The organism is uncultured Proteiniphilum sp., from assembly GCF_937873925.1.
Lineage (GTDB): Bacteria > Bacteroidota > Bacteroidia > Bacteroidales > Dysgonomonadaceae > Proteiniphilum.
Genome location: NZ_CALNAT010000223.1, coordinates 80,592 through 94,876 on the forward strand (window position 1 = coordinate 80,592; position 14,285 = coordinate 94,876).

At 48.6% G+C, this 14,285-nt stretch carries 8 protein-coding genes; 4 read left to right on the forward strand and 4 right to left on the reverse strand.

What is annotated here, in order from left to right; translation table 11 throughout:
• Window positions 1-37: 37 nt before the first annotated feature.
• The 3 genes from Q0502_RS15165 (at window position 38) to alaS (ending at window position 6,030) form a co-directional block, all read left to right on the forward strand.
• Complete coding sequence (locus Q0502_RS15165; RefSeq protein ID WP_298652488.1) at window positions 38-2,065, forward strand: RagB/SusD family nutrient uptake outer membrane protein; 2,028 nt, start codon at window positions 38-40, stop codon at window positions 2,063-2,065.
• Between the two features lie 119 nt (window positions 2,066-2,184).
• Window positions 2,185-3,222, forward strand: coding sequence for a DUF4973 domain-containing protein (locus Q0502_RS15170; RefSeq protein WP_298652491.1), 1,038 nt, complete (start codon window positions 2,185-2,187; stop codon window positions 3,220-3,222).
• A 189-nt stretch (window positions 3,223-3,411) separates the two neighbouring features.
• Entirely contained in the window at window positions 3,412-6,030 is a 2,619-nt protein-coding gene (gene alaS, locus Q0502_RS15175) for an alanine--tRNA ligase (protein ID WP_298652494.1), read from the forward strand.
• Window positions 6,031-6,130: 100 nt separating this feature from the next.
• Here the strand turns inward: alaS and Q0502_RS15180 are convergent, their stop codons facing one another.
• Complete coding sequence (locus tag Q0502_RS15180) at window positions 6,131-7,441, reverse strand: 1-acyl-sn-glycerol-3-phosphate acyltransferase (protein ID WP_298652497.1); 1,311 nt, start codon at window positions 7,439-7,441, stop codon at window positions 6,131-6,133.
• A gap of 105 nt (window positions 7,442-7,546) precedes the next feature.
• Complete coding sequence (locus tag Q0502_RS15185; RefSeq protein WP_298652500.1) at window positions 7,547-8,515, reverse strand: bile acid:sodium symporter family protein; 969 nt, start codon at window positions 8,513-8,515, stop codon at window positions 7,547-7,549.
• Window positions 8,516-8,599: 84 nt separating this feature from the next.
• On the opposite strand from Q0502_RS15185, the gene Q0502_RS15190 reads away from it, so the two are divergent.
• Window positions 8,600-9,868 carry a replication-associated recombination protein A gene (locus Q0502_RS15190; RefSeq protein WP_298652502.1) on the forward strand — a complete coding sequence of 423 codons (1,269 nt, stop codon included), beginning with the start codon at window positions 8,600-8,602 and terminating at the stop codon, window positions 9,866-9,868.
• Between the two features lie 55 nt (window positions 9,869-9,923).
• Here the strand turns inward: Q0502_RS15190 and Q0502_RS15195 are convergent, their stop codons facing one another.
• Window positions 9,924-12,818 carry a putative LPS assembly protein LptD gene (locus Q0502_RS15195; protein ID WP_298652505.1) on the reverse strand — a complete coding sequence of 965 codons (2,895 nt, stop codon included), beginning with the start codon at window positions 12,816-12,818 and terminating at the stop codon, window positions 9,924-9,926.
• Between the two features lie 162 nt (window positions 12,819-12,980).
• Entirely contained in the window at window positions 12,981-14,282 is a 1,302-nt protein-coding gene (gene thrC / locus Q0502_RS15200) for a threonine synthase (protein ID WP_298652507.1), read from the reverse strand.
• Between the last annotated feature and the right edge of the window lie 3 nt (window positions 14,283-14,285).

Genomic DNA, 14,285 nt, shown 5'->3' on the forward strand with positions numbered 1-14,285 from the left:
GTTCCATTCCCCATATTTTAATGAAAAAAATAATCGTATGAGAAAAAAATATATTCTATTGAGTGCTATAATCTGTCTGGGAACATTTTTCCAATCCTGTTCCGATTACCTGGATGTAGAACGCTATTTCAACGACAGGCAGGACCTGGAGCGTATATTCAACAGCAGGGATTATACCGAACAGTGGCTGGCCAACGCCTACTATCAGCTACTTTCCTTTAATCTTGAAATAGGGCATGTCCGGTTTACCCTTACCAATTACTCGGATGATATGATTTTTACGGAAGGGGGCGCCGGCATTTCTTTCTCGAACTATAAATTCGGTCAATACGGTCCGCAGTACGGAGGGAATGTCAATGCGCTTATCGCCCGTCCCTGGGATCAGTCCTACGAAGGTATCCGCCAGGCTTCCATTTTTCTGCAACATGTCCATCCGGGTGACGAAATTACCGAAGAGATGTACAGGGATCTCAAGGGACAAGCCTATTTTATTCGCGGCTACCTCTATTGGCTGTTGTTGAGGAAATATGGCCCCGTACCAATCCTGCCTGATGAAGGGCTTGATTATGAAGCGACATATTCGGATCTGGCCTATCCCAGAAATACATACGACGAATGCGTAGAGTATATCTCTGAACAGATGCTACAGGCAGCCGGACTTTTGGGAAGTGACAGAAGCAGTCTCAGTGCATCGCGACCGACAAAAGGTGCCGCGTTGGCAGTTCGTGCCAAGGCATACCTGTATGGAGCAAGCCCTTTAATGAACGGAAACCCGGAGATGGTCTCTTTTGTGGATGATCAGGGAAAGCAACTTATTGCCCAGGAATATGATGAGGAAAAATGGGCCAAAGCGGCAGCGGCAGCCTTAGATGTGATAAGATTAGACAAATATGAAATTTATGTTGCTCCCAAACGGAACAATGGGGGACTTTGGGGAGCCTATCCCAGAACAATAGAACCTCCGTATCATCCGGTATATTCGGAGAGGACCTGGAAGGAAGGCGGATGGAAGGATATTGATCCGCTGGATTCATACCGTGCTTTGTTTAACGGAGACCTTTACGTTTCCGAGAATCCCGAATTGATCTTTTCACGCGGTGATAACCAATTGAATGACGAATATGGGATACAATCCATGTCGCGCCACCAAATGCCGGTGAGTAAGGGAGGCGGATGGAATTGTCACGGTATCACCGGTAAACAATGCGACGCTTATGGCATGAATGACGGTAAACCGTTTGACCGGGCCACCAGCCTGAAAGGATTTACACAGCAAGATGGTCAATATCCCTATTTGAGAAAAGATGTATGGCTGGAATATGCAAACCGGGAACCGCGTTTTTACGCTTCGGTGGCTTTTAATGGAGCCCATTGGGCCAATACGAGTGCGACGGATCCAAATAACCGTGATTTTCAGACATTTTACTATTATGGAGAAGATGACGGGCGGAAAATAGTCAGTACAGACGACCGCTGGATACCAACCGGTATAGGGATGATGAAATACGTAAATCCGAAGGAGAGTTATAACGGCGGGACGGTATATCCTAAAGTTGATCCGGCAATCCGTTATGCCGATATCCTGTTGATATATGCCGAAGCATTGAACGAACTGACAACGACCTATCAGATTGCATCATGGGATGGGAGTGAAACTTATACTGTTTCACGGGATATAGCTGCTATGAAAGCTGCCGTACTCCCGGTACGCGTGCGTGCGGGGATACCGAATTTCGATGAAATCGGTATGGGTGACCCGTATAATGATCCTGATGAATTAAGAAAAGAGATCAAACGTGAGCGCCAGATTGAATTTTTAGGTGAAAACCAACGCTATTATGATCTTCGTCGTTGGAAAGATGCACCGGAGGAAGAAAGCCAGATGATCTATGGTTGCAACACAACCGTTCCGAAAGAATATCGCGAATTCTTCTATGAACAGGTAGTAGTGCCAAGCGTACAAACCTCATGGTCTATGAAAAAATATTTTTGGCCGATCGCTTACGATGAATTGAAAAGAAATGCCCGCCTGACTCAGGCGCCCGGATGGCCTTCCTTTGATTAATCCCGATTGAGCAATAAAAAAATAAAATAATCGTATGAAACGAGCATGATAATTTTTCACACACAAAAACATGATTATTGCGAGTTCCATACACTTTAACAAAAAAATAAAATAATCGTATGAAATATTTATATTTGACCGTACTGCTTGGTGCACTTTTCATCTTTGCCGGTTGTAATGACGAGTGGGAAGGCGAATTATATACCAGAATGGTATCATTGAAAGCACCGATCAACAGGGATGATGTGTCCGTTATTTATTTAAGATATAAACCCGATGATCAGGTAGTCACTTATAAACTTCCGGTTATTGTAAGTGGATCACGAACAAATGACCGGGATTATAACGTGCGCATTGATGTGGATAACGACACTTTAAATTTTTTGAATCACGACAAATATACAGGCCGGAGCGATTTATATTACAAACAATTGCCGGAGAATTTTTATGAATTACCATCGCAGACCTGTCATATTCCGGCCGGCAGCGACGTAGCTCACTTTGATATTAACTTTAAATTCTCCGGATTGGATCTTGTGGAAAAATGGGTTTTACCCTTGACCATCTTGCCGGATCCTTCCTATTCTCTGAACACTTATAAAGGCAGGCAGAAAGCGTTACTCTGGATAATGCCGTTTAACGACTATTCAGGTTCTTATAATGCGGGCAGTATGTATGTGTATTTTGGAGACAATACTACCAAGTATATGACAGCCAGTACCCGTGAGGCTAAAGTTGTTGATGAAAATACGATTTTCTTTTATGCCGGTATTACCGAAGAATTGGCTGAAAACAGAGGTGATTTTAAAGTTAAATGTAAATTTCAGGATCCTGACGAAGTTACGGAAATAGAAGATCCAAAAACAGGAGAAAGTACGGGGCTTTACATAAAAAGGGGTAAATTGGTATTAAGTGCTGAAAATCCGGCGTTGGAATTCGAAGTTGTAGGAGAGCCTACTTACGAAATCAAGGAAGAATTCGATATCGACCGCCCCCATATCATTAAGCGCTTCTTTACGCTGACTATGGAGTATAAGTATAAAGACAATGTTTCCAGTGAAAACATGGTATTCCCCTATAGATGTCAAGGCACCATGCTTATGCAACGTAACGTAAGCACTTTGGTTCCGGATGAAGATCAGGCTATATTCTGGTAAGCTACAGGTGTTTCTCCAAATATAATGAATATCTCTAAAGTGTCATCCTGAGGTGAATCCGAAGGATGACACTTTTGTAATACCCTGAATTTGGAACCGGTTTTATTCACCTACTTGGGGATACGAAGTTTTTCATGTAATTTTGCATCTTGTTTTAGAATAAATCGCAAGAAGCAAAGAATAACTTATATGATGACTTCCAAAGAGATTCGCCAGTCGTTTAAAGACTTTTTTCAGACCAAGGAGCACCGGATCGTACCCTCGGCACCTATGGTGATAAAGGACGATCCCACACTGATGTTTACCAATGCCGGTATGAACCAGTTCAAGGATGTTATCCTGGGAAATGCGCCGGTGAAATATCCCCGTGTGGCCGATTCGCAGAAGTGCCTGCGCGTGAGTGGCAAGCATAACGACCTGGAGGAAGTGGGACACGATACCTATCATCACACCATGTTCGAGATGCTGGGCAACTGGTCGTTCGGCGACTACTTTAAGAAAGAGGCCATCGCATGGGCGTGGGAATATCTGACGGAAGTACTCAGACTGGACAAAGAACGGTTGTATGTCACGGTGTTTGAAGGGGCTTCCGAAGAAAATCTGGAACGGGACGACGAGGCGGCTGCTTATTGGGAAGAATACCTGCCCACAGAGCGGATCATTAACGGGAACAAACACGACAACTTCTGGGAGATGGGAGATACGGGTCCCTGCGGCCCGTGTTCAGAGATCCATATCGATATACGTCCCGAAGAAGAACGAACCAAAACGGATGGACTCTTGCTCGTGAATCAGAGCCACCCACAGGTGATCGAGATCTGGAACCTGGTATTTATGCAGTATAACCGCAAGGCGGACGGATCACTGGAGCCGCTTCCGGCAAAAGTGATTGACACCGGAATGGGTTTCGAACGGCTCTGTATGGCTGTTCAGGGAAGGCTGTCGAACTACGATACCGACCTTTTCCAACCTGTAATCCGTAAAATAGGGGAGATCGGTAATGCACTATACGGGGAAGACCCTGCAAAAGATGTGGCTATGCGCGTCATTGCCGACCATCTGCGTACCATCGCCTTCTCCATTACCGACGGGCAGCTCCCGTCGAATGCCAAAGCAGGTTATGTGATCCGGCGTATCCTACGGCGCGCGGTGCGCTACGGCTACACTTTCCTGGGGATGCACGAATCGTTTATGTATAAACTGATCCCCACGCTCATTGAAGTGATGGGAGAGGCTTATCCCGAACTGGAAGTGCAGCAGACGCTCATCGAGAAGGTGATGAAAGAGGAGGAAGAGGCGTTCCTGCGAACGCTGGAGACCGGCATCCGGCTGCTGGAGAAGAATCTGCCCGAACAGGAGGGGGGGATACTGGGCGGTGAAGTGGCTTTCCAACTTTATGATACCTTTGGTTTTCCCCTGGACTTAACAGAACTGATACTGCGTGAACATGGCATGACGGTGGATGTGGACGGTTTTAATGCCGAAATGCAGAAACAGAAAGAGCGTGCACGCAATGCTGCTGCCGTGGAAACGGGCGACTGGACGAAGCTACACGACGGAGAACCCGAGTTCGTGGGGTACGACGAAACAGAAAGCACTGCACGGATCCTCCGTTACCGCGAGGTGAAGCAAAAAAACAGGAAATTTTACCAGCTGGTCCTTTCCCGCTCGCCGTTCTATGCCGAAATGGGAGGACAGGTAGGCGATAGCGGATGGCTGACGGATGAAGGAGGCGAGACGATTGATATCTTCGACACCAAACGGGAAAATAATCTTGCCGTGCACCTCACCAATAAATTACCGAATAACCCGGAGGGATTATTCACAGCGCGGATCGATACCGGGAAACGGACAGCCACCGAGTGTAACCACTCGGCCACCCATCTGATGCATGAAGCGCTCCGCACAGTACTGGGTACGCATGTAGAGCAAAAGGGATCGTATGTGTCTCCCGAACTGTTGCGGTTCGACTTTTCCCATTTCGGGAAGATGACACCCGCAGAGATCCGTGAAGTGGAGAGGCAGGTGACGGCGAAGATACGTAGTAATTTTCCTATCGAAGAACATCGCCATATACCTGTCGAAGAGGCAAAGGCCCAGGGAGCGATGGCGCTGTTCGGTGAAAAATACGGCGACGACGTACGTACCGTCCGCTTCGGGTCTTCCATAGAGCTGTGCGGAGGCACCCATATTTCCTCTACCGGGCGTATCGGTACGTTCCGCATCATCAGCGAGAGCGCCATCTCCGCGGGTGTGCGACGTATAGAAGCAGTCACTGCCAAGGGATGTGAAGATTATCTCTATGCCAAAGAAGATACATTACTCGAAATAAAGAACCTGCTTAACAACGTGCCTGACGTGATGCAGGGGATCCGGCGGATGCTCACCGACAACGAAGAGATGGCAAAAGATATACGGGAGTATATGAAAGAGAAGGCCGGACAGTTGAAACAGCGGATTATCGATAAGAAACAGGAGATCAATGGTGTGACCCTTTTCAAGGTGATCCTGCCGATCGGTACGGCTGATGTGGTGAAAGATATCGCCTATCAACTCAAAGGCCAGTTTCCTGATAAGATGATGTTTGTGGCCGGTACTGCTGCCAACGGAAAACCCAGTTTGACTGTCATGTTGAGCGACGATCTGGTTGCCGGAGGGTTCCATGCCGGGAATATGGTACGCGAAGCGGCAAGACTGATCGAAGGTGGCGGCGGCGGCCAACCTCATTTTGCTACCGCGGGAGGGAAGAACGCCGACGGGTTGATGGCAGCCGTAGAATTGATCGTGCAGAAGCTGAATGATTATTGAATTCAATGTGACAATGTGAATAATATGCCAATATGAAAAGAAGATAGTGTGCTTCGCACGATAAAAGATATGCACTTCGTGCAATAGAACTGACTTTTCACTACAACCGTATAAGTTCCAGCACCCGCTTCCACGTTCCAGGGTGTTGTTTTGTGAACCGGTGTACTTTGCGGTCCCGCTGGGTGGTTTTCCACCACTGGCGCCAGTAAAGGGTAAAATAGAAGGTGAGCGGCATCAGCATAAAATAACCGAGCGCCAGCAGCCAGTTCTTTGTAACGGCGCCGACGATAAGCGACTGTATCAGGTCGAATACAGGGATAAAAAAGAGTCCCGACGCATATCTTGCCGAAGGGATAAACTGTTTGTCCTTGAACAGCCCCGACAGTTTTTTATTAATCAGGATAGGAAAGATGCCGTTCAGGAATCCGAAGAGCGCCACCGGAGCCGTAAGGATAAGGGCCGTGAAACGGGCGAAGAGGTTTCCTGCGGAGAAGGGCATCCACAGGCGGTCTTTTGAAGTGAGGCCGTGTTCTTTCAATAGGCGGCGGGCTTCACGGAAACCGGCCGTTTTTTGGTCGAACACCCCGCGACTGCTGTGGTATAGTTCATCCAGTATTTTCACGATATAAAGCGCTGCCTGCAGAAAATCGTCTTTCCTTTCGGAGAATTTTTCCTGGGCGATGCGGTCGCCGTTCCAGTCGATCGCATGGCAATATTCTTCATAAAACTCATCATTCCATATATCTACCACCATCGACTTGAGCCGGTTTTCCAGTTCCTGCCTCAACTGATTGATCGCCAGAACGGGATTCTCATGATAGATATCTTTGTAATCGGAAACCTCAATAGGGGTGCCGAAAGTGACATAGGCATCCGATAAGAAACCGAAGATATCCCTGTAGTAGATAGATACGGGCACGATCTGGCTCCGGAGTTGAAAGTCGACGGATGCTTCGGTGGGCAACACGATGCGCGCGACAGCTTTTTGTATGGGTAGCAATGACTGTTTCGGGTTGTGCCTGGCTTCGGGGAAGAGCGCGATCGGGTTATTCTTCCTGAGGATATGGGCGGCATTGTCGAATATTTCGTTGTTCCTGTCCAGATTGTCTTTGCCGTCGCGGATGCGGAAGACCGGCATAATACGCATTCCTCTCAGCAGCCATGCCATAAACTTCTGTTTGAATATATCGGCACGGGCCAGAAAGACAATCTGCTTCCGGTGATAACTGGAGAAAACCAGCATCAGTGCATCTATTAATGCATTCCGGTGGTTGGGAGCGAAGATAACGGGTCTATTCTTCGATACATTTTCCTTTTTCCCGACAAATACAAGCTTCCTGAAATTCAATCTTAGAGCGGTATTCACAGGAATCTTGGTCAAAGTATAGCGAAAATCGTAACGGTATATCATATATTGGGTGTTTCATTAAAATTGGACTATTTCTTGCAACGACATAATCCAAGCAAGCTTGTCTTCTGTTCGTATCGCTTAACGAAATAGTTGGTTTGAACGATGTTATCGGGGTAATACGGCTGGTTCTAATGAGCGTCTTCTCCAGTAAAAAGCCAGCAGGAGTCCGGCAACGATATGCCATATGCCCCACCATGCAGCGATAAATGCCATCCCTCCCAAATGCAGTTCGGGCGGAAATATCCGTGGGTTGAAGATCAACGCAAGTCCCAGTCCTGAGTTCTGGATACCGGTCTCTATGGAGATGGTTCTGCAATTGACTTCACTTACTTTCAACGATTTCGGTAATAAATATCCGCTTAGGAAAGCCAACCCATTGTGAATGAGCACAAGAAAGAATATCAGATGGATATACCGGAGAAACAGGTTGAAGTTTCCCGCCAGCGCAGCCACGATAAAACCAACAAAAAAGATGATGGAAGCGGCCTGTACCGGTTTATCCACCTTTCTTGTAAATTTCGGGAATTTCATTCCCACGAACATCCCTAAAAGCACGGGTATACCGAGAATCAGGAAGACAGTCCGGAACATCTCTGCCGGATCGATCGAGATGGGTACCAACAGGGGTGAATGTTTTGCGTAGAGCCCGCCCCAGAAGGCGAAGTTGAACGGTGTCATAAAGAGGCTCATCACCGTGGTGATGGCGGTAAGACTGACCGACAGCGTGATGTTCGACTTCGATATGGAGGAGATCAGATTGGATACATTGCCGCCGGGACAGGCCGACACCAATATCATTCCCAATGCGACGGAGGTACTGGGGCGCAGGATGATCACCAACAGGTAGGTAAGTGCCGGAAGGGCCATGTATTGCGCAATGACGCCCAATAATACCGGTTTAGGATTGAATACCAGTATTTTAAAATGCTGCGGTTTAATGCTGAGTGCTACGCCGAACATAATAAAGGCGATGGCGATATTCATCAGGTTGACACTCTCCTGGTTAAAGTTCAGCCGGATCGTGTCGAGTTGTTCCAGATTCCCGAAAAGGGACAATAATGGAGTAAATTGCATTGGATGACTGATTGATTTTAAGATGCAAAGTTAGCATTTCCTGTAAGAAATACTAACTTTGTAAAACTTCTAAACAGAATTTCTATGAGTACACCTCTTGCCGAACGGCTCCGGCCGCAACACCTTGATGAACTGATCGGACAATCGCACCTGATCGGTAAGGGGGCGGTATTGCGTCGGATGATCGACTCGGGAAGAATACCTTCCATCATCTTCTGGGGGCCTCCCGGTGTAGGTAAGACCACCCTTGCGAATATCATTGCCAACACGCTGAAGGCTCCTTTCTACCGGCTGAGCGCTATCAATTCCGGCGTGAAGGATGTGCGTGAAGTGATTGAAAAGGCAAAAAACAACCGTTTTTTCGAAACCTCGGCCCCCATTCTTTTTATCGACGAAATTCACCGGTTCAGTAAGTCACAACAGGACTCTCTGCTGAATGCTGTGGAGACAGGCATTGTCACACTGATCGGCGCCACGACTGAAAATCCTTCGTTCGAGGTGATCCGCCCGTTGCTATCCCGCTGCCAGGTATATGTGCTGAAACCCCTGGAAAAGCGGGAACTGGAGCAACTGTTGCACCGTGCGCTCACGGAAGATCTTATCCTGAAGGAAAAGAAAATAGACATCAAAGAGACGGACGCGCTGTTCCGTTTCTCGGGCGGGGATGCCCGCAAACTGCTCAATATCCTGGATCTGACGGTGGCTTCCGACAGCGATGAGGAGATCGTGGTCACCGACAAAATGGTGACCGAGCGGCTGCAGGAGAATCCGGCTGCATACGACAAGGGAGGGGAGCTGCATTATGATATTATCTCCGCCTTCATCAAATCCATAAGGGGTAGTGATCCCGATGCGGCGATCTACTGGCTGGCCCGGATGGTGGCGGGAGGGGAAGACCCCAAGTTCATCGCCCGCAGGCTGGTTATCTCAGCCGCCGAGGATATCGGTCTGGCGAATCCCAATGCGTTGTTGCTGGCCAATGCCTGTTTCGAAACGTTACAGAAGATCGGTTGGCCGGAAGGGCGCATCGTATTGGCAGAAACGACTATCTATCTGGCTACCTCCTCTAAAAGCAATTCGGCCTATCTGGCCATTGACAGTGCCCTCGCGAAAGTGGAGCAGACCGGCAACCTGCCCGTGCCGCTGCATCTGCGTAACGCTCCCACCTCGCTGATGAAGGAACTCGATTACGGAAAGGAGTATAAGTATGCGCACGACTATGAAAATAATTTCGTGAAACAGGAATATCTTCCCAAAGAATTGAAAAACAGTCGTTTCTGGAAGCCTCAGCCCAATCCCTCCGAATCGAAAATAATGGATTGGATGAAAAAATTGTGGGGAGAGAAAAAATAATGCAGTCACAACCGGAGAAAGTCACCTTCCTACCTTTCCACCTTCCCACTTTAATTTAGTACCAATTAGCACCCGTGTCGTACGGCGAGTTTCGTTCTTCCCATTTCAAATCCTGCAATAGCGAAGAGTTGGCGCGTATGGTAAAGTTATAGGATTTATAGGGACCGATAGGAATAAAGCTCGCGGACATGCTCCAGCAATGCAAATCCCGGGTAAGCGTACAGTTGATATTGGTAAATTTCTTCTGATCGAAATTATAATCAGTATTAAAAGTGAAGTTCCAGTTCTTGGTGGGCTGGATGGAGCCGCTCAGGCCGAAATTATGGGTGAGGCTCCCCTGGTATTCCAACCGTTCCTTGTCGAAAGTCCCATACCCGTATCGCAGTGAGTAGTTGAACGAGATATTCCAGTTCACCGCGTTTTTCAGGTAGCCGTCGCTGTCGAACTCTCCCATGGAGTTATCGGACTGATCGAACGAGCTTCTTTTTTCGGCTTCTTCATACGGGTTCGCCCCCATTGTGCCGTCGTCCGGCAAGTTGCCTTCCGGATTGGGGTTATTCTCGTTTTCATCGGGATCCTTGTCATCGCCGCCGAACCATTTTTTGAAAGTATCCTGATTCAGGGAATAGGAAAAGGAAGTGCCGGTATTCCTCAGTTTACCGAATCCTTTGCCGTTGAGTATCCTGAGTTTGTCTACCCTGCGGGGAGATCCGTTGTGATCCAGTTCATAGAGGTAGGGATCCCAGGTGGCATTCAGACTGAGGGTGTATGATTTGGAGAGTTTCAGGCGGATATTAGAATTGATGTCACTCCACTTCATGGAGTCGGCCATCATGTTGTAACTGAAATTGATCCCCAGGTCATCGATCAGACTGATCTTCCGTACTCCCGTAGAATCATTATCGCTCCGTACCTTCATTTCAAGATTGTTCTTGAAATCGAAGCCGATGCTTCCGCTTTTCCCGGTGGGAGCAGTTCCGAACATCATGGATGAGTAGGGTGAATAGGTGTATTCCACATCTTCGCCATACTCGTTCCTGTAGGTGTATGTCTCGTAAAAATTGTATCTCGGGTCGCCGAAGTCCGGACGGTAACTCAGGCTGATACTGGGAGAAAATACATGCCGGATCGCCTGGACCTTATCCCCGAATATCTTCCAGGGGGTGTACATCCCGTAGATTTTTGTCTGTGCGCTGAGCGAGGTACTGTAATCATACACACGCTTCAATCCGTGTATGGTATCCACGGCTACATGCCTCTTGGCAACGGGATCCCAGGCCTGTTTATGCGCGCCTGTGTACCAGCGTTCGGTGTAATTAAACGATGGAGATATCTGAATGAAGTCGAACAGGGTAAAAGTAGCGCTCACGGGAATGTTATGGCGCATGCCGTTTGTCCAGTCGTGTATAAGGTTTGCTTTCAGGAACCGGTCTTCTTTGGTGGTGATGGAGTTGCGGAATTCACCGGAATAGCTCATCGATATTTTTTCGTACCATTGTTCGCTGCCCGCCGCGTTTTTTCTTTTGAAGGGATAGATACGGCTCATGTTGGCGGAGAGGTTGGGCAGCGTGGCGGCAATCGTGGAGTCGCGCGACACCTGGTTGATACTCATGGTGGCCGAGAGGCTCCAGGGTGAATCGGGGAAACGCTGTGTGATGTTCACACTGGAGCTTTTGGTGTTGTTGGAAGCTTCCCGTGAGTAGAGGCGGCTGAGGTCCCTGTGGTTGTTCCTGCTGGTGGAGAAGTTTACACTCGCCGAAAGGGTTCGGTACATGTTGTTTTTTGGATCCTGTGAATGGGTCCAGTTGATGCGGAGGTCTTTCGCCACGGAATAGGCTTCGGGCACCACATCCTTGAGTTCTTTTTCTCCTGTGACCGTGTTGAGGTAATATACATTTAAGTTACCGGAGTATTTGTACCGTTTACGGTAGTTTGAACGTGCGCCGATTCCCCAGGAACCTTTTGTGTAGAGTTCTCCCGTGACGGCAAGATCGACATAGTCACTCAGCGCGAAATAGTAGCCGCCGTTCTGAAGATAGAAACCCCGGGTCATCTCATCGCCGTAGCTCGGCATGATGATCCCCGACGAATATGTTTTTGTAAAAGGGAAGAAAGCGAAAGGCAGTACAACGGGAAAGAGGGGTACGTCGGCCACCACCAGCCATGCGGGGCCGGTAACGACATCCTTTTCGGGGCGCACCTTTGCTTTCGACAGGTTCAGGTAGAAGTGGGGGTGATCATGCTGATCGCATGTGGTATATTTCGCATTCCGCATGTAGAAAGAGTTGTCGGCGTTCATCTTCGCCTCATTGGCTACGATGTGCCCCTCTCCCTGCTGCGTGATCACGTTGTTGATAAATGCTTTGCGGGTATCGAAATTGTAGCGCACTTTCTTCATCTCGTACTCCATTCCTCCTTCCGAAAAAACAGGGTAACCGAACTCTTTCCCCACCGAATCAAGTCCGAAAGTGGAAGAAATAATACTACTGTCTAGATCCATGGTGATGAACTCTCCTTTGATGGCCAGATTGCCGTACTTGACGTCGGCATCTCCGTAGAGGTAACCCCTATTGTTGGCAGTGAATACCATGGAGTCCTGTGCCGTATAAAATACGGAAGTTTCCAATACCTGTTTTGTAGAGAGGGTGTCTTGCCGTTCCGCGGTTCCGACGGAATCGGAGGGGGCAACGGGAGACAGGCTGTCTGCCGGAAGGACAGGAGGAGTGAGGGGCGGCCGTTGTCTTGTGGTATCGGCTACAAGCGACAATTTTGTGGTATCGGGTCCGGTCAACTGCCTTGTGGTGTCGGTAAGGAGGGTTTCCACCCCGATATTCTCTTTCCCGGTCGTTGTGGGGAGCGATCTTTCCGGAAGCGCCATGCCTTGTTCCATGGTATCGGGAGAGATTGATCCCGGTGCTGCAGTCCGGCCGGTATGATCTGTCGCCACCATTGTCCTATGGACAGAGGAGCATTGTAAAAAGGAGACCAGAACAAAAAAAAGATATATATATCGAAATGGTTGCCTCATGCGAAAACAGCAGTTAGCGTATGGTTTTGAACGCAAAACTACACATTATTGAATTAATTCGCAGCAAAAATAATAAAAAGAAACTTAAGACTGGCCGATTAGCTTCTTTTTAAACCTATCGAAGTCATTAGGTAAGGGAAGTGATTGTTTTTTGTGCTGCATAAAAGCGGCCAGGGCATCCGGTATCCGCACGGGGACTCCGGTACATGCTTCGACCGTTTCCCCGAATTTGGCCGGATGTGCGGTGGCAAGGAAAATCCCTGTTTCGTCGGTCTTTTTCCCCTCTTTCAGCGCCAGGTAGGCGCATGCTCCGTGCGGGTCGAGCAGGTAGCCCGATTGCAGGTAGACATGCTTGATGGCCGTGCTGATCTCCTCATCACTGTACTTGTAAGATGAAATGTCGTTAGTGATCGCTTCGTGCACATGTCCGTAGAGGTCGAGAATACGGTCGAAATTACTGGGAGCTCCCACATCCATGGCGTTGGCAATAGTTTGCACCGACGCTCTTGGGGTATACTGTCCGGTTTGGATATATTCCCTGAAAACATCGTTCCGGTTGTTGGCGGCGATAAATCGGCCCACCGGCAATCCCATTCGTTTGGCGAAAAGTCCTGCGGTGAGGTTCCCCAGATTACCGCTCGGCACGGAAATCACCGTCTTTCCGGCCTGTACCTGTCGTACCAGTTGTGCATAAGCCCAGAAGTAATAGAATGATTGCGGCAGGAATCGCGCCACGTTGATAGAGTTGGCCGAGGTGAGTTTCAGCCGGGTGTTCAGCTCCTCATCCATAAATGCCGACTTCACCAGCGTCTGGCAGTCGTCGAACGTGCCATCCACCTCCAGCGCAATGATGTTTTGTCCCAGGGTGGTGAACTGCGCCTCCTGCATATCGCTCACCTTTCCCGAGGGATACAATACGAACACCCTGATCCCCTCCATGCCCAGAAAGCCGTTGGCGACAGCGCTGCCGGTGTCGCCCGAGGTGGCCACAAGCACATTCACCTCTTCCTGACGCTCCTGGACGAAATGGGAGAGCATCCGTGCCATAAAGCGGGCACCCACATCCTTAAAGGCAAAGGTAGGGCCATGAAACAGTTCCAGTACATAAATCCCCTCTTCCACTTTTTTGAGTGGTATCTCAAAATTCAATGTGCCGGCGACAATGGTATCCAGTTTTTCTTTCCCGATATCCTCCCCAAAAAATGCTTCGGCAACGGTTTTGGCGATCTCCTGTAGTCCGAGATCCCCGATCTCACTGAAAAAGTTTCCCGGGAGCCGCCCGATCCTTTGGGGCATATAAAGCCCCCTGTCCGGGGCCAGCCCTTTTACAACCGCTTCCTGCAGGGAAGCAGTGGGCGCTTTTTTATTTGTACTATAATAGAGCATATT

Excerpts from the sequence above, each read along its gene's own strand:
- Q0502_RS15190 (WP_298652502.1), top strand. The coding sequence starts at position 8,600 with ATGAGTACACCTCTTGCCGAACGGCTCCGGCCGCAACACCTTGATGAA.
- Q0502_RS15195 (WP_298652505.1), bottom strand. The coding sequence starts at position 12,818 with ATGGTGGCGACAGATCATACCGGCCGGACTGCAGCACCGGGATCAATC.
- Q0502_RS15185 (WP_298652500.1), bottom strand. The coding sequence starts at position 8,515 with ATGCAATTTACTCCATTATTGTCCCTTTTCGGGAATCTGGAACAACTC.
- alaS (WP_298652494.1), top strand. The coding sequence starts at position 3,412 with ATGATGACTTCCAAAGAGATTCGCCAGTCGTTTAAAGACTTTTTTCAG.
- Q0502_RS15170 (WP_298652491.1), top strand. The coding sequence starts at position 2,185 with ATGAAATATTTATATTTGACCGTACTGCTTGGTGCACTTTTCATCTTT.
- thrC (WP_298652507.1), bottom strand. The coding sequence starts at position 14,282 with ATGCTCTATTATAGTACAAATAAAAAAGCGCCCACTGCTTCCCTGCAG.
- Q0502_RS15165 (WP_298652488.1), top strand. The coding sequence starts at position 38 with ATGAGAAAAAAATATATTCTATTGAGTGCTATAATCTGTCTGGGAACA.
- Q0502_RS15180 (WP_298652497.1), bottom strand. The coding sequence starts at position 7,441 with ATGATATACCGTTACGATTTTCGCTATACTTTGACCAAGATTCCTGTG.